The 20,569-nt window shown below is 62.3% G+C and carries 18 protein-coding genes; 10 read left to right on the forward strand and 8 right to left on the reverse strand.

From position 1 onward, the window contains the following. Positions 1-3: 3 nt before the first annotated feature. Positions 4-1,536: an acyl-CoA carboxylase subunit beta gene (locus AC0L24_RS08185; protein ID WP_128363678.1), complete on the reverse strand. Its 1,533-nt coding sequence runs from the start codon at positions 1,534-1,536 to the stop codon at positions 4-6. Between the two features lie 408 nt (positions 1,537-1,944). On the opposite strand from AC0L24_RS08185, the gene AC0L24_RS08190 reads away from it, so the two are divergent. After that, positions 1,945-3,366 carry a DEAD/DEAH box helicase gene (locus AC0L24_RS08190; protein ID WP_127810397.1) on the forward strand — a complete coding sequence of 474 codons (1,422 nt, stop codon included), beginning with the start codon at positions 1,945-1,947 and terminating at the stop codon, positions 3,364-3,366. Between the two features lie 100 nt (positions 3,367-3,466). On the opposite strand, the gene AC0L24_RS08195 is transcribed toward AC0L24_RS08190, so the two are convergent. Further along, a complete protein-coding gene (locus AC0L24_RS08195; RefSeq protein WP_127810398.1) occupies positions 3,467-4,441 on the reverse strand; it encodes an alpha/beta hydrolase in 975 nt (324 codons plus the stop codon). A 78-nt stretch (positions 4,442-4,519) separates the two neighbouring features. Beyond that, positions 4,520-5,341: an SDR family oxidoreductase gene (locus AC0L24_RS08200; protein WP_023812065.1), complete on the reverse strand. Its 822-nt coding sequence runs from the start codon at positions 5,339-5,341 to the stop codon at positions 4,520-4,522. A gap of 328 nt (positions 5,342-5,669) precedes the next feature. On the opposite strand from AC0L24_RS08200, the gene AC0L24_RS08205 reads away from it, so the two are divergent. The 6 genes from AC0L24_RS08205 (at position 5,670) to AC0L24_RS08230 (ending at position 10,214) form a co-directional block, all read left to right on the forward strand. Continuing rightward, on the forward strand, positions 5,670-6,704 hold the full coding sequence (locus AC0L24_RS08205) for a cysteine synthase A (protein WP_127810399.1): 1,035 nt from the start codon (positions 5,670-5,672) through the stop codon (positions 6,702-6,704). After that, positions 6,704-7,447 (forward strand): alanyl-tRNA editing protein, encoded by a 744-nt coding sequence (locus tag AC0L24_RS08210; RefSeq protein WP_128363679.1) that lies wholly within the window; start codon positions 6,704-6,706, stop codon positions 7,445-7,447. Before AC0L24_RS08205 ends, AC0L24_RS08210 begins: the two co-directional genes overlap by 1 nt. A gap of 39 nt (positions 7,448-7,486) precedes the next feature. Further along, positions 7,487-8,353, forward strand: a complete 867-nt coding sequence (sseA, locus tag AC0L24_RS08215) for a 3-mercaptopyruvate sulfurtransferase (protein WP_127810401.1) — start codon at positions 7,487-7,489, stop codon at positions 8,351-8,353. A gap of 5 nt (positions 8,354-8,358) precedes the next feature. Beyond that, positions 8,359-8,922 (forward strand): GNAT family N-acetyltransferase, encoded by a 564-nt coding sequence (locus AC0L24_RS08220; RefSeq protein ID WP_127272758.1) that lies wholly within the window; start codon positions 8,359-8,361, stop codon positions 8,920-8,922. A 111-nt stretch (positions 8,923-9,033) separates the two neighbouring features. After that, positions 9,034-9,591 carry an OmpA family protein gene (locus AC0L24_RS08225; protein WP_127810402.1) on the forward strand — a complete coding sequence of 186 codons (558 nt, stop codon included), beginning with the start codon at positions 9,034-9,036 and terminating at the stop codon, positions 9,589-9,591. 155 nt (positions 9,592-9,746) lie between these two features. Beyond that, positions 9,747-10,214, forward strand: coding sequence for a DUF1203 domain-containing protein (locus AC0L24_RS08230; RefSeq protein WP_127273685.1), 468 nt, complete (start codon positions 9,747-9,749; stop codon positions 10,212-10,214). 234 nt (positions 10,215-10,448) lie between these two features. Here the strand turns inward: AC0L24_RS08230 and AC0L24_RS08235 are convergent, their stop codons facing one another. Together AC0L24_RS08235 and ald are read right to left on the reverse strand one after the other, a co-directional pair. Continuing rightward, positions 10,449-11,756 carry an outer membrane protein gene (locus AC0L24_RS08235; RefSeq protein WP_473563635.1) on the reverse strand — a complete coding sequence of 436 codons (1,308 nt, stop codon included), beginning with the start codon at positions 11,754-11,756 and terminating at the stop codon, positions 10,449-10,451. A gap of 206 nt (positions 11,757-11,962) precedes the next feature. Further along, complete coding sequence (ald, locus tag AC0L24_RS08240) at positions 11,963-13,078, reverse strand: alanine dehydrogenase (protein WP_473563636.1); 1,116 nt, start codon at positions 13,076-13,078, stop codon at positions 11,963-11,965. Between the two features lie 155 nt (positions 13,079-13,233). Here ald and AC0L24_RS08245 point away from each other — a divergent pair, with 155 nt between their 5' ends. Further along, on the forward strand, positions 13,234-13,707 hold the full coding sequence (locus AC0L24_RS08245; protein WP_127269076.1) for an Lrp/AsnC family transcriptional regulator: 474 nt from the start codon (positions 13,234-13,236) through the stop codon (positions 13,705-13,707). 145 nt (positions 13,708-13,852) lie between these two features. Here the strand turns inward: AC0L24_RS08245 and AC0L24_RS08250 are convergent, their stop codons facing one another. Further along, positions 13,853-14,506, reverse strand: coding sequence for a 5-formyltetrahydrofolate cyclo-ligase (locus AC0L24_RS08250; protein WP_127810404.1), 654 nt, complete (start codon positions 14,504-14,506; stop codon positions 13,853-13,855). A 163-nt stretch (positions 14,507-14,669) separates the two neighbouring features. On the opposite strand from AC0L24_RS08250, the gene AC0L24_RS08255 reads away from it, so the two are divergent. Together AC0L24_RS08255 and AC0L24_RS08260 are read left to right on the forward strand one after the other, a co-directional pair. Next, on the forward strand, positions 14,670-15,935 hold the full coding sequence (locus AC0L24_RS08255) for an NAD(P)/FAD-dependent oxidoreductase (RefSeq protein WP_127810405.1): 1,266 nt from the start codon (positions 14,670-14,672) through the stop codon (positions 15,933-15,935). A 146-nt stretch (positions 15,936-16,081) separates the two neighbouring features. Continuing rightward, positions 16,082-18,058, forward strand: a complete 1,977-nt coding sequence (locus AC0L24_RS08260) for a bifunctional 2',3'-cyclic-nucleotide 2'-phosphodiesterase/3'-nucleotidase (RefSeq protein ID WP_127810406.1) — start codon at positions 16,082-16,084, stop codon at positions 18,056-18,058. Between the two features lie 33 nt (positions 18,059-18,091). Here the strand turns inward: AC0L24_RS08260 and AC0L24_RS08265 are convergent, their stop codons facing one another. Together AC0L24_RS08265 and AC0L24_RS08270 are read right to left on the reverse strand one after the other, a co-directional pair. Further along, complete coding sequence (locus AC0L24_RS08265; RefSeq protein ID WP_473563637.1) at positions 18,092-19,090, reverse strand: glycerophosphodiester phosphodiesterase family protein; 999 nt, start codon at positions 19,088-19,090, stop codon at positions 18,092-18,094. Positions 19,091-19,211: 121 nt separating this feature from the next. Beyond that, on the reverse strand, positions 19,212-20,468 hold the full coding sequence (locus AC0L24_RS08270) for an SAM-dependent methyltransferase (protein ID WP_127811396.1): 1,257 nt from the start codon (positions 20,466-20,468) through the stop codon (positions 19,212-19,214). Positions 20,469-20,569: the final 101 nt, after the last annotated feature.

The following is a 20,569-nucleotide window of genomic DNA, read 5'->3' on the forward strand; positions in this document are numbered from 1 at the left end:
GCCTCACAGCGGGATGTTGTCGTGCTTCTTCCAGGGGTTCTGCATATCCTTGTTGCGCAGCATGCGCAGCGCGCGCGCGATGCGGCGGCGGGTCGAATGCGGCATGATCACCTCATCGACATAGCCGCGCTCGGCGGCGACGAAGGGCGACAGGAAGCGATCTTCGTAAGCCTTTGTATGGGCTGCGATCTTTTCGGCGTCACCGATGTCCTTGCGATAAATGATCTCGACCGCGCCCCTGGCGCCCATCACCGCGATCTGCGCCGTCGGCCAGGCATAGTTCATGTCGCCGCGCAGATGCTTTGACGCCATCACGTCATAGGCGCCGCCATAGGCTTTGCGGGTGATGACGGTGATCTTCGGCACGGTGGCCTCGGCATAGGCGAACAGGAGTTTCGCGCCATGCTTGATCAGCCCGCCATATTCCTGCGCGGTGCCGGGCAGGAAACCGGGGACATCGACGAAGGTGACGATCGGTATCGAGAAACAGTCGCAGAAGCGCACGAAGCGCGCCGCTTTGCGGCTGGCATCCGAATCGAGCACGCCGGCCAGCACCATCGGCTGGTTGGCGACGAAGCCGACGGTGCGACCCTCGACACGCCCGAACCCGGTGACGATGTTCTTGGCGAAGTTCTGCTGGATCTCGAAGAAGTCGCCTTCGTCGGCAACTTTCATGATCAGTTCCTTGATGTCGTAGGGCTTGTTGGCATTGTCGGGAATCAGCCGGTCGAGCGACAAATCATGGTCGGTGACCGACTGGTAGCATTCGATCTCGGGAAGCTCCGATGTGTTGGAAGCCGGCAGCAGGTCGACCAGCCGGCGCATCTGCAACAGCGCCTCGACATCATTGTCATAGGCGCCGTCGGCGATCGAGGATTTCGTCGTGTGGACGGAGGCGCCGCCCAGGCTCTCGGCGGTCACCGTCTCGTTGGTCACGGTCTTCACCACATCCGGTCCGGTGACGAACATGTAGGAAGTGTCGCGCACCATGAAGATGAAGTCGGTCATGGCAGGCGAATAGACGTCGCCGCCGGCGCATGGGCCCATGATGACGGAAATCTGCGGAATGACGCCGGACGCCAGCACGTTGCGCTGAAAGATCTCGGCATAGCCGCCGAGTGCCGCGACGCCCTCCTGGATGCGCGCGCCGCCAGCATCGTAGAGGCCGATGATCGGCGCCCGGTTGCGCAGCGCCATCTCCTGCACCTTGATGACCTTCTCGGCATGCGCTTCCGACAGCGAGCCGCCGAACACGGTAAAATCCTTGGCGAAGAGGTAGACCGGGCGGCCGTTGACCGTGCCCCAGCCGGTGACGACGCCGTCGCCGGCGATCTTTGTGTTCTCCATGCCGAAGTCGGTCGAGCGGTGCTCGACATACATGTCGAATTCCTCGAACGAGCCCTCGTCGAGAAACACCTCGATGCGTTCGCGCGCGGTGAGCTTACCCTTCTTGTGCTGGGCATCGATGCGGACCTGGCCGCCACCCATGCGGGCGATCTCGCGGCGGCGCTCGAGTTCCTTGAGAACGTCTTTCATCGATTACCTCCCAAGCCAGTGGCATTTCGTGGTAATCGTGCCGGCAAGCGAGCGCAAGCGCCGCTTGCGCCACGGGTTTTGTTGCGCTGCAGCATGACGCCCCTTGCATTTGGCGGCGAACTCAGCCATATGCAGCCCATAGGCGCTTGGGCCGGGAACGAATCCGGCCTTCTCGACAAATGAGACTGGTTGCGTCTGTTTTCCCTCTTTCCGGTATATCGGCCCTTTTTCCGGTAAATCACAAAGCGGCGAAAAAGCCCCGTGGCATGATGCCTGCGGGCACGACAGCGCAGCCGAGTGGACGAATACGTCCGCCCGCCTTGTCGTTCATCACAGATTTTTCGACGGCAGGTTGCGCCCTGCCGCCATCGATGTTTGCGGCCAGAAGCCGCGTGAAAGAAGATTATTTTGACCAACGAAAACACTTTGCCCGGTAGCACTGCGGAACTCACCGGTTTCGCGGCACTGGGTATTACGGGCGCGCTGCTCAAGGCCACCCACAACGCCGGCTTCGCCGAGCCGAAGCCGATCCAGGCACAGGCGATCCCGCCTCAGATGGAAGGCCGTGACATTTTCGGCATCGCCCAGACCGGCTCCGGCAAGACCGCGGCCTTCGCGCTGCCGATCTTGTCGAAGATCATTGCGCTTGGCACCAAGCGCCGGCCGAAGACGGCGCGTGCGCTTATCCTGGCGCCGACGCGCGAACTCGCCGTGCAGATCGAAGACACGATCAAGATCCTCGCCAAGGGCGCGCATGTCTCGACCGCGCTCGTGCTCGGCGGCGTGTCCCGCTTCAGCCAGGTGAAGAAGGTTGCTCCCGGCGTCGACATCCTGATCGCCACGCCCGGCCGGTTGACCGACCTTGTGCGTGAGGGCGACCTCGTGCTTGCCGACACCAAATGGCTGGTGCTGGACGAAGGCGACCGCATGCTCGACATGGGCTTCATCAACGACGTCAAGCGTATCGCCAAGGCGACGGCGCCCGACCGTCAGACGGTGCTGTTCTCGGCGACCATGCCCAATGAAATCGCCGAACTGGCCAAGGGCCTGCTGAAGAACCCGATCCGCGTTGAAGTCGCGCCGCAAAGCACGGCGGCGGCCGAGATCGTGCAGGGCGTGGTCTTTGCCCGCACCAAGCAGAAGCGCCAGGTTCTGTCGACGATGCTCGCCGACGAGGCGATGAAGTCCGTCATCATCTTCTCGCGCACCAAGCATGGTGCCGACAGGGTGACCAAGGACCTCGAGCGTGACGGCTTCAAGGCCGCCGTCATCCACGGCAACAAGTCGCAGAATGCCCGCCAGAAAGCGCTGAACGATTTCCGCGACGGCTCGGTGCGCATTCTGGTGGCGACCGACATTGCGGCGCGCGGCATCGACGTCCCCGGCATCAGCCATGTCGTGAATTTCGACCTGCCTGATGAAGCCGAGAGCTACGTCCACCGCATCGGACGTACCGGCCGCAACGGCATGGACGGCATCGCGATCACGCTTTGCGATCCTTCCGAGAACAGCAAGCTGCGCCAGGTCGAGCGCATCATCCGCACCAAGCTGCCGATCGTTGCCGACCATCTCGGCAGCCCGGATCCGGTGCGCAATCCGGCTGAAAAGAACGAGCGCTTCGAGCCGGCCAATGATCGCAACGACCGCAATGGCCGTCGCGACGGCAGGCGGCCCGGTGGCGAGAACAAGGGCAACGGCTTTGGCAAGAAGCGCTTCGGCGACAAGCCTGCCTTCGCAGGCGAGCGCAAGCCGGAAGGCGCCAAGCCGGCCTTCAAAGGCAACAACAAGCGCCGCTTCGGCGGCAAGCGTCCGGCAGCGCGGGCTGCGTAAGTAGCCAGCGTTGTAGTCAGTCAAGCTCAGGCTGGCTGATTGCCGGGACAGACAAGGAAAGGGCGGCTGAAGCGATGCTTCGGTCGCCCTTTCCGTTTGCCTACTTCACCACCGCTTCGATCCAGACGGCGATCCTTTGCGCCAGAAACGCCGTGGTCGACGGCGACAGCGCGTCGCCGGCAATGACGTGATTGTCCGGGTCGCCGGTGTCATCGACCGGAACCAGTTCATGCGGCGCGCCCCAGCGCCCGGCAATCTCGCGGGTGCGGTCGGCCCGCACCACTTTGTCCGAATCAGAAAAGATGAACAAAGCAGGGATGGTCGCCTTCTCCACCGGCGCGCCATAGGCAAGCTCGGTCAGCGCCTGCATCGGCAAGGTTGCTTCGATCGGATAGCGGGTGGTCCAGAATTCTTCATTCAGCGCGTTGCGCGGCACGAAGCTGTGTTCCTTGCCGGCGACCAGCCTGGCAATTTGTTTGCCCCACGGCATGGTCAGGATCTCGGCGCCCGAAGCCTTGACGCCGAAGTTCGGCGAGATGAACGCAATCGCCGCCACCTCGTCCGATACACCGGGCTGCGTTGCCGCCCAGACCGCCAGCGAGCCGCCGGTCGACGTCGAGATGACGATCACCTTGTCGCCGATCGCCCGGCCGATGGCGAGCGCTTCCTCATAGTCGTTGATCCAGGCGTTGATGCTGCCTTGCGTCATCGCCGCGCCATCCTGCCCGTGACCGGTGAGCCGGGTGTAGAAGAGATTGGCATCAAGCTGTTCCGCCACTTCGTCGGGCAGCGGGCGGACCTCGCCCTTCGATGCGGAAAAGCCGTGGATGTAGACGATCGACAGCGGCGTCCTGGCATGCACCAACGGATCGGCCCAGACGATCTCTTTTTCCAGCCCGTCACGGATTCCGGGGATGGCGGCTTCCGCCTTTGCCACATAGGCCTGCGGATCGTCAGCGATGAGCGAGGGATCGAAACGGATCGTGGTGTCGACGCGAACGCGCGGGCCGAGCACGAAGGCCAGTGCGAGAATGGCGATGAGGCCCAGCACAGCAAGCACGATCCGTCGCCCCATCGCAGACTCCACGCAGCACTTGTCTCAACCATGACCAAGGCGGCCCGAAACGGTGGGCCTGCTAATTTCGCCGGCGGCCTATTCGATCGGGGGCTTGCGGTCGTAATGCAGCGGCCGCGCCTTCCAACTGGTCATCAGGCTGATAAACCCTCTGCACAGCGGCCTCGGCAGCAGGCCGAGCAGTTTCAGGGGCCAGCTGGTCCGGCGCGGGAAATGGACTTCGAAGCCGCCGGACTTGATGCCCCGCGCCATGCGGCGCGATGCGCGGCTGACCGGCATCAGTCCCGGCATGGGCAGCATGTTCTTCTCGGTCAGCGGGGTGTCGATGAAGCCGGGATTGAACACCTGGATACGCACGTTCATCTTGTCGAAATCATACTTCAGCGACTCGGCCAGGATGTTGATCGCCGCCTTGGTGCCGCCATAGGCGGCCGTTGTCGGCCAGCCGAAATAGGATGTCACCGAGCCGACCAGCACGACATGGCCGCGCGCCCGCACACGCATGCGTTCGACCGCGGGCACGAGGCCGTTGATGATGCCGAAATAATTGACCTCGAAGGACCGGCGAAAGTCGTTGACGACAAGATTCTCCCCCGGCGTCGAAATGTAGTTCCCTGCATTGAAGATGGCGAGCACGATGGGACCGAGCTCCTTCTCGATCGCGGCGACGGTTCTTGCCATGCGCGGCTCGTCGGTGACATCGCAGGGAAAGGCCGTGACACTGCCCGGCATCTGCGCGGTCTCGACGACGAGCGTGTCGATCGGATCGTCGTCAAGCGCCGTCACCGCGACCGCATAGCCCTGGGAAGCAAGATCCCTGGCCAGCGCACGGCCGATGCCGCTTGAGCCGCCCGTGATCCAGGCGACGCCGTGCTTCGGGTTAGCCCGGTAGAGTGTCATGCTGCGCCCTGTCGACTTGTTGGTGCTTTGCTCTAGAGCGGTTCACCGTTTCACGGAAACGGCGAACTGCTCTATCTCCTTGTTTCTACGCAATTCCGGACGGAAAACCGTTTCACACTTTTCCTGGAATTGCTCTAGCGGTGAAGAAATCGAATGAAAAGCCGCTTTTCAACGTCAGCCGGAAATGAACAGTGGCGCAAGAGGCCAGCCTCGGGAAGCGCCGACGCAACAACAGCACTGCAAATGCGACTGGACCAGACAAATTCTTGCCTTGAAACCGCAGCTTCGGGTTTCTAGGGTTTCGGCGCACCTACACAAGGAATCCTGAATGCCCCGTTCTGTGATCGACGCGATCGGCAACACTCCTCTGATCCGCCTCAACAAAGCTTCGGAACAAACCGGTTGCGAGATCCTGGGCAAGGCCGAATTCATGAATCCGGGCCAGTCGGTCAAGGATCGCGCGGGCCTGTTCATCATCCGCGACGCCGAGAAGCGCGGGCTGCTGAAGCCCGGCGGCGTGATCGTCGAGGGAACGGCGGGCAATACCGGCATCGGGCTGACGCTGGTCGCCAAGGCGCTCGGCTACCGGACCGTCATCGTCATTCCCGAGACGCAGAGCCAGGAAAAGAAGGACACGATCAAGCTGCTCGGCGCTGAGCTGATCGAGGTGCCGGCCGTGCCCTACAGGAATCCCAACAACTACGTGAAACTGTCGGGGCGGCTGGCCGAGCAACTGGCAAAGACAGAACCGAACGGCGCCATCTGGGCCAACCAGTTCGACAATGTCGCCAACCGTGACGGCCATATCCGCACCACCGCGGAGGAGATCTGGAGCCAGACCGGCGGCAAGGTCGACGGTTTCGTGTCGGCGGTCGGTTCTGGCGGCACGCTGGCCGGCGTCGCCTCCGGACTGAAGGCCAAAAGCCGGGATGTGAAGATCGCGCTCGCCGATCCGCTGGGGGCCGCGCTCTATTCTTTCTACACCAGCGGCGAGCTGAAGTCCGAAGGCAGCTCGATCACCGAAGGCATCGGGCAGGGGCGCATAACCGCCAATCTCGAAGGGTTCACGCCGGATTTTTCATTCCAGATCCCCGATGAGGATGCGCTGCCGATCGTCTTCGACCTGATCCAGGAAGAGGGCCTTTGCGTCGGCGGCTCGACCGGCATCAACATAGCCGGCGCGATCCGTCTGGCCAGGGAACTAGGTCCCGGCCACACCATCGTGACCATTCTTTGTGATTATGGCACGCGCTATCAATCAAAACTGTTCAACCCGGAATTCCTGCGCGAAAAGCAGCTGCCGGTGCCAGGCTGGATGGAACTGAAGAGCACAATTCCGGTGCCGTTCGAAAAGGTCGCGTGATGGCAAACAGGACGGACGCCCTGTTTCGCGACGATGCCTATCTGCGGACGGCGGACGCAACGGTCGTTGCCGTCAACGATCGCGGCGGTATCATCCTCGACCGGACGATCTTCTACGCCACTTCGGGCGGCCAACCGGGCGATACCGGGTATCTCGAACGTGGCGACGGCAGCCGTATCATCATTGCCGCCACCCTCACCGGTGAGACCAAGGACGAGATCATACACGTGCCGGCGCCGGAGCAGGCGGTTCCGCAGCCCGGCGAGGCGCTGAGGCTGGCGATCGACTGGGAGCGGCGGCATCTCCTGATGCGCATGCACGCGGCTTGCCACCTGCTTACCGTCGTCTGCCCGTTCCCGATCACCGGTGCCTCGGTTTCCGAGGACGACAGCCGTGTCGACTTCGACGCTCCGGATGCCGGCTTCACCAAGGAGGACGTCACCGCCGGGCTGATGGACCTGGTGCGGGCCGATCATCCGATCTTTGTCAGGCTGATCAGTGACGAAGACCTGGCCGCCAATCCCGGCCTGGTGAAATCCAAGAACGTTCGGCCGCCGGTGGGCACAGGCAAGATCCGCCTGGTCTGTATCGGCGACAACGCATCGGTGGACAGCCAGCCCTGCGGCGGCACCCATGTGAAAAGCACCGCCGAAGTCGGCGAAATCCACATCGGCAAGATCGAGAAGAAGGGCCGCGAGAACCGGCGCTTCCGCATCCGCTTTGGGCCGATGCCGGCAAACTGAACAGGACAGTGATCGCCAAAAAGCGAGCAGGAGAACAAAATGGCCGAGGACAGCCCCTTCACCGTCGACGCAGACTGGCTGCAGCAACGTCTCGGCGAGCCGGGCCTGACGATCATCGACGCATCCTGGTATCTCCCGGCGCAGAAGCGCGATGCGCGCGGCGAGTATGAGTCGGCCCACATCCCGGGCGCACGATTTCTCGATCAGGATGCCGTTTCGGGCCCGGATTCGCCCCTGCCGCATACCTTGCCGTCGCCGCAGCATTTTGCCCAGTATGTCGGCGCCATGGGCGTTTCGGCCGATGACACCATCGTCGTCTACGACGGCCCGGGTTTCTTCTCCGCACCCCGGGCGTGGTGGATGTTCCGGGTGATGGGCGTCTTTCAGACCTATATTCTGGAGGGCGGCTTCGATGGCTGGAAAGCCGCCGGCAGGCCGGTGACGGCCGAACCGACCAAGATCGCGCCAAGCGTGTTTCATGCCGATTTCGACGCCGGGCGCGTCGCTGGCCTCGCCGACATGCGCGGGATCGTCGACACCAGGGCGAGCCAGATCGCCGACGCCCGTGGACCGGGCCGCTTCACCGGCACTGAACCTGAGCCGCGCGCGGGTATCCGCTCCGGCCATATGCCCGGCGCGCGCAATCTGCCCTATTCGGCGCTGTCGGAAAATGGCGAGCTGCTGTCGAAGGACCGCCTGCGCAAGGTGATCGAGGAGGCCGGCATCGATCTGGCGAAACCTGTCGTCACTTCATGCGGTTCCGGTATTACCGCGGCGGTGGTGACGCTGGCGCTGGAAACGCTTGGCCATACGAACAACAGGCTTTACGACGGCTCCTGGACGGAGTGGGGCGGGCTTTCCGACACGCCCGTGGCGACCGGCCCCGTTGTGACCGGCAAGGAATGAAGACGATGGAAAACGGCGCGCTGGAAGACATCGAAGTCACGGTGACGTTCCTCGAGATGCATGTGCCTCCGGCCTATTCGCCGCCTGTGCCGTATAACCGTCAGGTCGCGCTGCTGAAGACCAAGGACATTCCGCTGCATTTCTACCGCTATCTGATGGACCGGGTGGGGCGCAAATGGCACTGGGTCAATGTGCTGAGGCTGGATGACGACGAGCTTTCCGCCGGCATCCATCGTGAGGATCGCGACATCAGGGTGCTTTACCTCGACGGCGCGCCCGCCGGCTTCTTCGATCTCAAGCCGCATCTGCCGGAAGAAGTCGAGCTCGCCTATTTCGGCATGATGGAACATGCCACCGGGCAAGGCATCGGCCGCTGGTTCCTGGGCTCCGCGATCGCCGCCGCATGGTCGCATGGGCCGAAGCGGGTGACGGTGCAGACCTGCACGCTCGATCATCCGGCGGCTCTGCCGCTCTACCAGAAGCTCGGCTTTGCACCGGTGGCGCAAAAGAGGGAAATCGTCCATCCGCTGCCTTTCACCGAGCGTGCGGCCAGCGTCATGCGGCCCTAGCCGGAAGCTGACACCAGCTCTAATCTGAACCCGCCGTTCATCGGCCCTTCAGGCTGTTTTTGGCATGTTGCCGGCACCATCAATGCGGCCAAGGCCGAAGGAGACGAAGACATGCTGACCCGCCGTACACTTGCCGCCGCGCTGATCGCGGCAATTGCCATGCCAAGCCTGGCCGCAGCCCAGGCGACAACGCCTTCGGCCGCGACGATCGAGCGGAAGCTCGAGGCGGCGCCGCGGGTGAAATTGCGGCCGGACGAGCGCGTCACCATCCGCGAATTCAAGCGGCGCCCGGATTTGCGCCGCATGGCCCGCTCGATCGATATCCAGTCGATCAACTTCGCCTTCGGTTCGGCGGCTATTGCCAACTCGCAATACGACAAGATCGAGACCATTGCCGACGCGCTGCGGCGCATCCTGCGCCGCGATCGCGGCGCCCGGGTGCTGATCGAGGGCCACACCGACGCCGTCGGCTCCTTCCAGTCGAATCAGGCTCTGTCCGAACAGCGCGCCGCTTCGCTCAAGCGCACATTGGTGCGCGAATTCGGCGTGCCGGGTCATGCTCTCGAGACAGTCGGCTATGGCGAAGAGTTTTTGCTGGTGCAGACGCAGAACGAAAACTGGCAGAATCGCCGGGTGACACTGCGCCGCTTCGACGATTTCATCCGTTGAGCCGCAGCTCTGAATTTTAGTTAGCCGGCGCCTTCGACGGGACTTGATGAGAGCCGGTCGCCGACGGGCGACCGGCTCTTCGATATCTGGCAGGAATCGGGTGGCGGCGAGAGTTCAAAGGGATAATTTCCGGTAGACCACACCGGAGATTTTCCATGACCATCCAGTTCAAAGCTTTGCCGACCGAAGGTGTCAGGACGCTGCAGCGCGGCGGGATCGATGCTTATGGTCAAATGCCCGAGCGAAAGATCTCCGACGGTGACGGCATGCCTTGCCGGCATTGCTTGAAGAACATCGCCGCCGGCGATGCCTATCTTGTTCTGGCGTACCGGCCATTCCCGCAGCTTCAGCCCTATGCTGAAACGGGGCCGATCTTCCTGCATGGCGAGGAATGCGACCGCGCTGCCGAGAGCGAGGCGCTGCCCGAGATTCTCGAAAGCCCCGACTACATCGTGCGCGGCTATGGCAGGGATGATCGCATCGTCTATGGCAGCGGCGGCGTCATCCCGACCACGGCAATTGCTGCACGGGCCGAGACGCTGTTCGAACGCGACGAGATCGCCTACGTCCATGTCCGTTCGGCGCGCAACAATTGCTACCAGTGCCGCATCGAGCGCGCTTGAGGCTGAGACTAGCCGCTGGAAACAGTTGTCGTACTGCCGTCGCATATGCGCGATAGAAAGCCATTGTCGATCGATTTGCCGACCGCGGATGAACCGGCGGTAAATCTCGACATCGAGGAAGCGGGGCTTTGGCTCCGCTTTTTTGTTGCCTGCGTTTGGCGCGGAAAGATTCGAGCAATAAAAAAAGCCCGCCGGCATGGCCGACGGGCTGCAACTGTTTGGCTGGAGGGCCTTTTAGTTGAACTTGTACTTCGCGCCGAGACGCACGGTGTGGAAAGAGGAAGTCGAGGTAAGGGTGTCGTCGGGTGCGCCGAATTCCGAAGAAAAGTCCTTCTCGGCGAACTGCGAATAGCGATATTCGAGGCCAACGGTGACATTGCTGGACAGAGCCGTTTCAAGGCCGCCACCAACCGAGAAACCGCTGGAACCCCAGTCGAGAATGTCGCCGATCGGGTCGGAAGCGTTCAGATCGAAATGCTGCCAGCTGTAGCCGGCAAGCGCATAGGCAAGGGTCGATTCGTTCATCTTCATGCCGACGCGGCCCAACACATCGAACCCATAGTCTGTATCGACGTTGATCGATCCGCCGCCGAGCTCCAGTTCGGAAGTCATGCCGGAGTAGCGTGCATCGACCATGACGCCTGCGACCCAGCTGCCGAAGTCATGATCGTAGCCGACGTTCAGTTCACCAAAGGCACCTTCGCCACCGAGACCATTGAATTCCAGGCCGCCGAGCGGCGGAACGTTGATTTGGTGCACGGACGCACCGGCACCACCAGCGCCGCCGATATAGAATCCGGTCCAGTTGTAGGCTGGCGTCTCGAATGCAGCGCCGCCGCCGTTCTGGGCACCGAACCGGTAATTGGCTGCGATCTGGAAAGTATGGCGCGAGGTGTCAAGATTCAGGAGACCGTCCGGAACCCCGACAATGCCAGCCTCGGAAAGAAGATCGTCCTTGGTCCCGAAGCCCGTATAGCGATACTCAGTCTTGATCGTCCAATTGCTGTTGATGGCCGTTTCGATGCCACCTCCGACAAAATACCCGCTCTGATCCCAATCAAAGTCGAAGCCGGCGTTCGTATCGAGCTTGTACTTCTGCCAGGAATAGCCACCCAGCACGTAGCCCAGAGTGTTCGGCGTCAAGAGGTAGCCGAGACGCAGGCCAGCGTCGAAACCGTAGGTTTCCTTGATCGAAGCGTCGAACCCCGTAATGTCCAGCGTGGTCTTGATGTTGCCCACGTGAGCGTCCAGCAGACCGCCGATGAGGAACCGGGGCGAGACCATATAGTCATAGCCAACCGTCAGCTCACCATAGACGCCTTCGCCACCAATGCCGTTCAGCGAGATTGGAATAAAATCGCTGCCGAGCTCGTGTACGTTGGCACCGGCACCGACGCCAAAACCAACGTAGAGGCCGCTCCAGTTAAAGCCGGCAGCTTCTTCTACCGGCTGGACGACATCTGCTGCATGAGCAGCAGACATCAAAGCCACAGCAGAACCAGCACCAAGAAGAAAAGATTTCGCGGATGTGCGAATGAACATATGCCCGTACCCCAATGAGTAAACCCGGAATGTCTCTAGCAGGGAGTCGGCCGGTACGGGAATGACAAATATGCAACAATGATGAGCAAAGTGCCGTTGCGTCACATCTTTCGACGCCATGCTTTGCCTGAAAAACAGGCTCGCAAGAAAAAACCCGCCGGCATGGAACCGGCGGGCTGGATTGAAAGGAGCTGTTTTCGCGAAAATCAGGCGGCGAGAACGGCTTTCGGCTCGACCAGTTCGTAGCCGAGCGCCTCGGCGACTGCCCGGTTGGTGATCTTGCCCTTGTGGACATTGAGGCCGTTGCGCAGGTGATGATCGTCGACCAGCGCCTTCAGGCCCTTGTCGGCGAGCTGCAGGCCGTAGTGAAGCGTCGCGTTGTTGAGCGCGTGGGCCGAAGTGACCGGCACGGCACCAGGCATGTTGGCGACGCAATAGTGGATGACGCCGTCGACCTCATAGGTCGGCTCGGCATGAGTGGTGGCGTGCGAGGTCTCGAAGCAGCCGCCCTGGTCGATGGCGACGTCGACCAGCACCGAGCCTTTCTTCATGCCCGACAGCATTTCGCGCGAAACCAGTTTTGGCGCCGCGGCACCCGGGATCAGCACCGCGCCGACGACGATGTCGGCTGAAAAACACTCTTCTTCCAGCGCCTCGACAGTCGAGTAACGGGTGTGGACGCGGCCGGCGAAGAGGTCGTCGAGCTGGCGCAGGCGCGGGATCGAGCGGTCGATGATGGTGACGTCGGCGCCAAGGCCGGCCGCCATCCTGGCCGCGTGCAGGCCGACGACGCCACCGCCGAGCACGGTGACCTTACCGGGCAGCACGCCGGGCACGCCGCCGAGTAGCACGCCGCGGCCGCCATTGGCCTTCTGCAGCGCCGTGGCGCCGGCCTGGATCGACAGGCGTCCGGCAACTTCCGACATCGGCGCCAGCAACGGCAGGCCGCCACGGTCGTCGGTCACGGTCTCGTAGGCGATTGCCGTCACGCCGGACGCAAGCAGGCCCTTGGTCTGCTCCGGATCCGGAGCAAGGTGAAGGTAGGTGTACAGGATCTGGCCTTCGCGAAGCTGCGCCCATTCGCTGGGCTGCGGCTCCTTGACCTTGACGATCATGTCCGACCTGGCGAACACCTCGGCGGCCGTCTTGGCAATCGTGGCGCCGGCGGCGCGATAGGCGTTGTCATCGGCGGCGATGCCGGCACCGGCCCCGGTCTCAACCAGCACTTCGTGGCCATGGGCGACATATTCGCGGACCGAGCCGGGGGTGAGGCCGACGCGGTATTCGTGGTTCTTGATTTCCTTGGGGCAGCCGACGCGCATTTTCTTCTCCTGATCCGGCCCTTTGGGCTCGTTCCCTGTATGGATGGAGTGAACCACGAATCGTTGCGCAGGTGTTTGCGAATGCGCTTGCGCCAACCGGCAGGTTTCGATAATCGTTGCGCGAAATAGCTGGATATTCGCAGGATTCACGAAAAATGCGGCTCGACAGGATTGATATCGCCATTCTCGAGGCTTTGCAGAAGGATGGCAGGATACCCAATGCGGCACTGGCCGAGAAGGTCGGCCTGTCGCAGTCGGCCTGTTCGCGCCGGCTCGACAATCTGGAGAAATCCGGAACCATCCGCGGCTATCATGCCCGGCTTTCCAATGCAGCACTCGGCCACCAGATGACGGCGATCGTGCACATATCGCTGTCGGGACAGTTCGAGAAGACGCTCTCGGATTTCGAGGCGGCGATCAAACGCTGCCCGAACGTGCTGTCCTGTCACCTGATGTCGGGCGAGTACGACTACATCCTGCGGATCGCGGCGAAGGATCTCGTCGACTATGAGCGCATCCACAAGGAATGGCTGTCGGCGATGCCGCACGTGACCAAGATCAATTCGTCCTTTGCGCTACGCGAAATCGTCGACAGGACCGCCATGGGCATGAAGCCGGAAATGGCCTAGGCTGCGTTGATATTCAGGTGATGCCGGCCTGCAAATGGTAGCTCCATGCGCTTCCGGTGCTCGCGTACGAAAAGTACGCTCCGCTCCCGTTCTCGGAAGCGACCATTTTCGACTCGGCCTGACCTGAATCTCAGCACAGCCTGGACTAGCTGGCCTCCGTTACCACCCGATCCATCGGGATATCGTGCGGCTGCGGGTAGATGGTCGCGATGCGTTGCAGCTCGTAGCCGACGCCGATGACCAGCGGCTTGAACGGCATCGCTGCCAGCGTGCGGTCGAAGAAGCCGCCGCCATAACCCAGGCGGTAGTTCTGGGGATCGATGCCGACGATCGGCGAGATGACGATGTCCGGCAGCACCGGATCGCCCTCGGCCGGCATCGGGATGTTCCAGACACCTTTCTCCAGCCGGTCGCCCGCTTTGTAGGCGCGGAAGATCAGCGGCTGCCCCTTCTCGATGACGATGGGCAGGGCGGTGCGGCCGCCGCGTTCGTTTATGGACGCCATCCAAGGCCGCAAATCCGGCTCGCCGCGAAACGGCCAGTAAAGACTGACCATGCGCCCGGCGATCTCGCCAATGATCGCGTCGAGGCCATCGGCGATGCGTTGCGACATTACCGCTCGCGCGTCGGCCGAAACGGCGAGACGCGCAGCGATCAGCCGTTCGCGTTCGGCCTTGCGCCAGCGTCTCACATCGATCCAGTCGCTCGAAGGCGCACGGAATTCCGGATCGAGCTCGTGCATGAAACAGGGCGGCGAAGAATACTGCGCCGGAGCATCGTCGTCACGATCATTGGCCATGCCTCACCTCATCGCGTGTTCGATGACGCTATACCTCGCGATACGATACAACATGTGCATTCACGACATGGAACGACGAGTCTCGGGCACCGTCCATCTGTTGTTGCATTGCACAAAAATACCTACATCCAGGACAGGCAATCTTGCCATCGGGGTGAACGAAATGAATGAAGCCAGGCATCATGTCGTCGTTGTCGGCGCGGGTTTCGGCGGTCTCGAGTTCACCCGTGCACTTGCTGGCGCTCCCGTGCGCATCACCATGATCGACAAGCGCAACCATCACCTCTTCCAGCCGCTGCTCTACCAGGTGGCGACGACGGCGCTGGCCACCTCCGAGGTTGCCTGGCCGATCCGCCACCTCCTGCGCAAGCGCAAGGATGTGACGACGCTGCTCGCCAATGTCACCGGTGTCGACCGCGCCGGCAAGCGCGTGCTGCTCGATGACAGCAGCGCGGTCGCCTACGACACGCTGGTGCTCGCCACCGGGGCCCGCCACGCCTATTTCGGCCACGACGAATGGGAGCCTTTCGCCCCGGGCCTGAAGACGCTGGAGGACGCCACCAGCATTCGGCGGCGAATTCTGCTGGCCTTCGAGCAGGCCGAGCGGGAGACCGATCCGGCCAAACGCCGGGCGTTGCTGACCATTGCGATCGTCGGCGGCGGGCCGACCGGCGTCGAGCTTGCCGGCACCATCATCGAGCTGGCGCATGACACGCTGCGCGGCGAATTCCGCAACATCGACGCGCGGCAGACGCGTGTGGTGCTGATCGAGGCCGGCGACCGCATTCTGGCCAATTTCGCACCGAAACTTTCCGACTATGCCAGCAAAGCGCTCGAGCGGCTCGGTGTGACGGTCGAGCTTGGCCGGGCCGTCACGCGCTGCGACGCCGAAGGTGTTGTGTTTGGCGATAAGCAACTGGCAGCCCGAACGATCCTGTGGGCAGCCGGCGTTGCCGCTTCGCCGGCCGCTGAATGGCTGGGAGCGAAGGCGGACCGCGCGGGCAGGGTGCTGGTCGAGCCCGATCTGACTGTATCTGGCAGCCCGGAGATTTTCGTCATCGGCGACGCCGCCCTTGTGCTGCGGCCCGATGGCCGGCCGGTGCCCGGCGTCGCGCCTTCCGCCAAGCAGGAGGGCCGACATGTTGCGGCCACCATCAAGGCCAGGCTCGGCGGCGACACGACCGCGCGTCCTTTCCACTACAGGCATGCCGGCGATCTCGCCACGATCGGCAAGCGCGCCGCGGTGATCGATTTCGGCTGGCTCAAGCTGACCGGCCGGGCGGCCTGGTGGCTGTGGGGAGTGGCGCACATCTATTTCCTGATCGGTTTTCGCAACCGGCTTGCGGTTTCGCTGAGCTGGCTATGGATTTACGCGACAGGCCAGCGCAGCGCGCGGCTGATCACCCAAGGCGACGACGACAAGGGCTGATTTCCTCGCCCCGATCGTTCATCGGCACGTCATCCGTTGCTGATCGAGTGGCGGCTTCATGCGCGCGACTTGTTGAATGGACTTAAGCAGGTTTCAGAGCGAAGTTCGCTTCGGGGCAGGGCTTGTCAGTTGTCGAAGGAGAAAACATGTCGCAACTGCTCCATCCCATATCCCGCCGCGATCTCCTTGCGGGCGCCGCCGCAGGGGCACTGATCATGCTGCATCCGTTCTCCGCCCGCGCTCAAGCCAACCAGGCCCATCTCCGGATCATGGAGACCACCGACATCCATGTGAACGTGCTGCCTTACGATTACTACGCCGACAAAACGAACGACACGCTGGGCCTGTCGCGCACGGCGTCTCTCATCGATGCTGTGCGCAAGGAAGCCGTGAATTCGATGCTGATCGACAATGGCGACCTGCTGCAGGGCAATCCGATGGGCGACTACATCGCCTATGAGAAGGGGCTGAAGGACGGCGACCTGCATCCGATCATGAAAGGCATGAACCTGCTTGGCTACGAGTGCTCGACGCTGGGCAACCACGAGTTCAACTACGGCCTGTCGTTCCTGGATAAGGTGCTGGCCGGCGCCAATTTTCCCTTCGTCTGCGCCAATTTGATCCGCGGCACCGAGCTTGCCGCGAACCCGCGCGACGACAAGCTCTATCTCAAGCCCTATGTCATCCTCGACAAGAAGATCAAGGACGGTTCGGGCGCCGAGCAGCCGATCAGGGTCGGCATCATCGGCTTCGTGCCGCCGCAGATCATGGTCTGGGATCTCAAGAACCTCGAGGGCAACGTCAAGACGCGCGACATCGTCGAGGCGGCCAAGGCCTGGGTGCCGCAGATGAAGGAGGAGGGCGCCGACATCGTCCTTGCGCTCTCGCATTCCGGCATCGACGTGAAGCAGGGCGACATGATGGAGAACGCCTCGTTCTTCGTCGCCGGCGTCGACGGCATCGATGCGGTGTTCACCGGCCACCAGCATCTGGTGTTCCCCGGCAAGAAGGATTTCCAGTCGCTCGACGGTGTCGACACGCAAAAGGGCACGCTGCAGGGCAAACCCGCCGTCATGGGCGGTTTCTGGGGCTCGCATATGGGGCTGATCGACCTGATGCTGGAGCGTGACGGGTCGAAATGGAAGGTCGTTTCAGCCACCTCCGAAGCGCGGCCGATCTTCGAACGCCTCGACAACAAGAACAAGCCGACTGTCCCGGACGACAAGCGCATCATCGCGGCCCTCGAACAGGACCACCAGGCGACGCTGGCCTATGTGCGGCGTCCCGTCGGCAAGACCTCCGCGCCGCTTTATTCCTATTTCGCGCTGGTCGCCGACGATCCGTCGGTGCAGGTCGTCAGCCAGGCGCAGACCTGGTACCTCCGGGATATCCTCAAGAACACGCAATGGAAGGATGTGCCGCTGCTGTCGGCGGCCGCGCCGTTCAAGGCCGGCGGGCGCAACGGCGCCGACTACTATACCGACGTGCCGGCGGGCGACATCGCCATCAAGAACGTTGCCGACCTCTATCTCTATCCCAACACCGTGCGTGCCGTCGAAATCACCGGTGCGCAGGTTAAGGAATGGCTGGAAATGTCGGCCGGCATCTTCAACCGGATCGAGCCTGATAAGGCCGACCAGGCCCTCATCAACACTGATTTTCCGTCCTACAATTTCGACGTCATCGACGGCGTCACCTACAAGATCGATCTGTCGCAGCCGTCGAAATACGATGCCAAGGGCGGGCTGGCCAACGCTGGCGCCAATCGCATCGTCGACCTGAGTTTCGATGGGAAGCCAATTGATCGCAATCAGAAATTCGTCGTTGCGACCAACAATTACCGGGCTGGCGGCGGCGGCAATTTCCCCGACATCAATGCCTCGAAGATCATCTACGAGGCGCCGGACACCAATCGCGATGTCATCGTCCGCTATATCGTCAGCGAGGGCACGATCAATCCGTCGGCGGACGACAACTGGTCGTTCGCACCGCTGCCTGGAGCCAGCGCCGTCTTCGAAACCGGCCCCAGGGCCAAGGATTTCATCGCGCAGGTGAAATCGCTGAAGATCGAACCGGCGGGCGAGGGCGAGGCGGGCTTCGCGAAATACCGCATCCTGCTTTGAAGGGTAGCTTCGAGGCGGCTCGATCCAAGCCCCTTACGGCGTGGATTGATCCGAGCCGAAACGTTCCTTGATGTCAGGCATGACGAGATCCAGCGCATCCGTGGAAATGCCGCCGGAATAGCCGTCCGGCAGTTGCTTGATCAGTTCGGGATCGTCGAGCCCTTGCGAAAAGTCGCCGCCGGAATAAGGGCCGAGCAGATAGACGCGGCTGTCGACTCCTTGCATGCGATCGAGAAACCGGTTCGGCCACCCCCACATCCATTTCGCGACGTTGACGGGGATGAGCAAGGTGCCTTTGCGGCAGGCATCCGGAACGTAGCCGGTCCAGCCAATTGCGGCATAGCGCAGGATGCATTGCGTCAGCGATGCGCGGCTTAGCGTATGCATGTCCGGCAGCGCAGCCTTGACCGCGGCAATCGGCTTGTCGCCGCCATAGACCGAGAGATAACCGCGCTCGGCTGGTGCCAGCGTGGCAAGCCATGCGGCCAGCTTTTCGCCTTCGCCCGGATCGTTGCTCTTGACGTTGATGTTGAAGCGGCGGGCCGGGAAGTGCGTCAGAACCTCATCCAGGGATGGCATCATGCCGATACCTTTGCCGCGGAATGGAAAGGTCTTGCCGCCATCCGCCGTATAGCCATAGCCGACATCGAGGGCCTTCAACTCGGCCATGGAATGGCTGCGCGTTTCTCCCGTGCCTTCCGTGCGGCAATCCAGCGTCCAGTCATGGAAGACGGCGAACTTGCCGTCCGTCGTCGGGTGAACATCCAGTTCGAGCGCGTCGGCGCCCAGCGCAAAGGCGGCCTCCATCGAGGGAATTGTGTTTTCGAGGTAGCCATGGCGCGGCGGCAACATGTGACTGGCGGTACAAGTCTGTCCTGTCATGCCTGCGCGCAAATAGTCCTGGGCAAGGCCGCGATGGGCAAGCATCTCCGGCTTGCCGGCGGGGCGATTCGATAACAGCGAGGTGTTGTTGAGCCAGATGCCCACCGCAGCGACAACAATGACGCCGAAGAAGATCGTCCGTCTGCGCATCAGGTGATTTCCGATTCGTCCGTCCTGCGCGGCATTCTGCTTCGCGATCGGACTTTTTGACGGCGACGACGCGGCTATGTCGCGATCATGCTCGACATAGACCGTTCAAGAGCGTGTCGGCTTACGCCCTGTAGACCACCTGGCGCACGTCGATGTAGCTGGCGCGGAAGCCAGCCTCGCAATAGTGCAGGTAGAACTCCCAGAGCTTCTTGAAGCGGTCGTCGAAGCCGAGCGGGACGATCTTTTCCCATGACGCCCAGAACCGGTGGCGCCACTCGGCAAGCGTGCGCGCGTAGTCGTCCGGAAACACGCGCTCGCGCAGATGGGCAAGGCCATGATCCTTGCCGAGCGCCTTCAGAATCGACGGCGTCGGCAGCATGCCGCCCGGGAAGACGTAGCGCTGGATGAAATCCGGCCTTGCGCGATAGGTGTCGTAGGCGGCTTCGTTGATGGTGATGATCTGCAGGCCGGCGGTGCCGCCAGGCCTCAGACAGGCCTTCATCTTGCCGAAAAACACCGGCCAGTATTTCTCGCCGACCGCCTCGAACATCTCGATCGAGGCGATGCGGTCATAGGTGCCGGTCTCGTCGCGATAATCCTGCAGCTTGATGTCGACCTTGTCGGCAAGACCAGCCCTGGCGATGCGAGCCGTGGCAAAATCGTGCTGCTCGCGGCTGATCGTCAGCCCGGTCACGCGGCAGCCGATCTCGCGCGCCGCGAATTCGGCGAAGCCACCCCAGCCGCAACCGATTTCCAGCACATGGTCCTTCGGACCGATCCCTGTATCCTTCGCCAGAGCGCGATATTTGGCGGCCTGGGCGCCTTCCAGGTCGTTGGCACCGGTCGTGTAGAGCGCCGAGGAATAGGTCATGCTCGGATCGAGCCATTCCTTGTAGAAGGCGTTGCCGAGGTCGTAATGCGCCGAGATATTGCGTTTCGAACCGGTGCGCGTGTTCTGGTTGAACCAGTGGCGGATGCGCTGGACGGTGTTGATCAGCCAACTGGTGCCGCCCGCGATACGCTCGCCAATGACCGAATTGACCACGAACAGCTCCAGGAAGCTGGTCACATCAGGGCTTTCCCAATCGCCGTCCATATAGGATTCGGCAACACCGATCGTGCCGCCGGAAAAGGCGCGGCCGGGCAAGCGCCAATTCTTCAGCACCAGTTCGGCATCTGGGCCAGGTCCCTTGCCGCCGACGAGCACGGCACGGCCGTCCGGCAGCCTCACCCTGAGCGAACCGCGAGGCAGGTTCATCGCCGCCGACAGCACCATGCGCGCTTTCGCCGGCAGACCTTTGACGATCTCCGCGAAGTTGAATTCATCGAGCCTGACCGCGTCGCTCAATGCTACGCCAACATGTTCCTTTTGCGCCATCTCATGCCCCTGGATTTCCGCGGTGTCGGCGCAAATTGCCGGGCCACGGTTCTCTTGGATCATTCGCCAGCTTCGAACGCCGCCGCGACCGGTTCGTCGGC

It is taken from the genome of Mesorhizobium sp. WSM4809, assembly GCF_055811655.1.

Coding starts and splice junctions, on each gene's coding strand:
- AC0L24_RS08260 (WP_127810406.1), top strand. CDS start 16,082: ATGTCGCAACTGCTCCATCCCATATCCCGCCGCGATCTCCTTGCGGGC.
- AC0L24_RS08255 (WP_127810405.1), top strand. CDS start 14,670: ATGAATGAAGCCAGGCATCATGTCGTCGTTGTCGGCGCGGGTTTCGGC.
- AC0L24_RS08270 (WP_127811396.1), bottom strand. CDS start 20,468: ATGGCGCAAAAGGAACATGTTGGCGTAGCATTGAGCGACGCGGTCAGG.
- AC0L24_RS08195 (WP_127810398.1), bottom strand. CDS start 4,441: ATGGGGCGACGGATCGTGCTTGCTGTGCTGGGCCTCATCGCCATTCTC.
- AC0L24_RS08250 (WP_127810404.1), bottom strand. CDS start 14,506: ATGGCCAATGATCGTGACGACGATGCTCCGGCGCAGTATTCTTCGCCG.
- AC0L24_RS08230 (WP_127273685.1), top strand. CDS start 9,747: ATGACCATCCAGTTCAAAGCTTTGCCGACCGAAGGTGTCAGGACGCTG.
- AC0L24_RS08185 (WP_128363678.1), bottom strand. CDS start 1,536: ATGAAAGACGTTCTCAAGGAACTCGAGCGCCGCCGCGAGATCGCCCGC.
- AC0L24_RS08200 (WP_023812065.1), bottom strand. CDS start 5,341: ATGACACTCTACCGGGCTAACCCGAAGCACGGCGTCGCCTGGATCACG.
- ald (WP_473563636.1), bottom strand. CDS start 13,078: ATGCGCGTCGGCTGCCCCAAGGAAATCAAGAACCACGAATACCGCGTC.
- AC0L24_RS08205 (WP_127810399.1), top strand. CDS start 5,670: ATGCCCCGTTCTGTGATCGACGCGATCGGCAACACTCCTCTGATCCGC.
- AC0L24_RS08235 (WP_473563635.1), bottom strand. CDS start 11,756: ATGTTCATTCGCACATCCGCGAAATCTTTTCTTCTTGGTGCTGGTTCT.
- AC0L24_RS08225 (WP_127810402.1), top strand. CDS start 9,034: ATGCTGACCCGCCGTACACTTGCCGCCGCGCTGATCGCGGCAATTGCC.
- AC0L24_RS08210 (WP_128363679.1), top strand. CDS start 6,704: ATGGCAAACAGGACGGACGCCCTGTTTCGCGACGATGCCTATCTGCGG.
- sseA (WP_127810401.1), top strand. CDS start 7,487: ATGGCCGAGGACAGCCCCTTCACCGTCGACGCAGACTGGCTGCAGCAA.
- AC0L24_RS08265 (WP_473563637.1), bottom strand. CDS start 19,090: ATGCGCAGACGGACGATCTTCTTCGGCGTCATTGTTGTCGCTGCGGTG.
- AC0L24_RS08220 (WP_127272758.1), top strand. CDS start 8,359: ATGGAAAACGGCGCGCTGGAAGACATCGAAGTCACGGTGACGTTCCTC.
- AC0L24_RS08245 (WP_127269076.1), top strand. CDS start 13,234: ATGCGGCTCGACAGGATTGATATCGCCATTCTCGAGGCTTTGCAGAAG.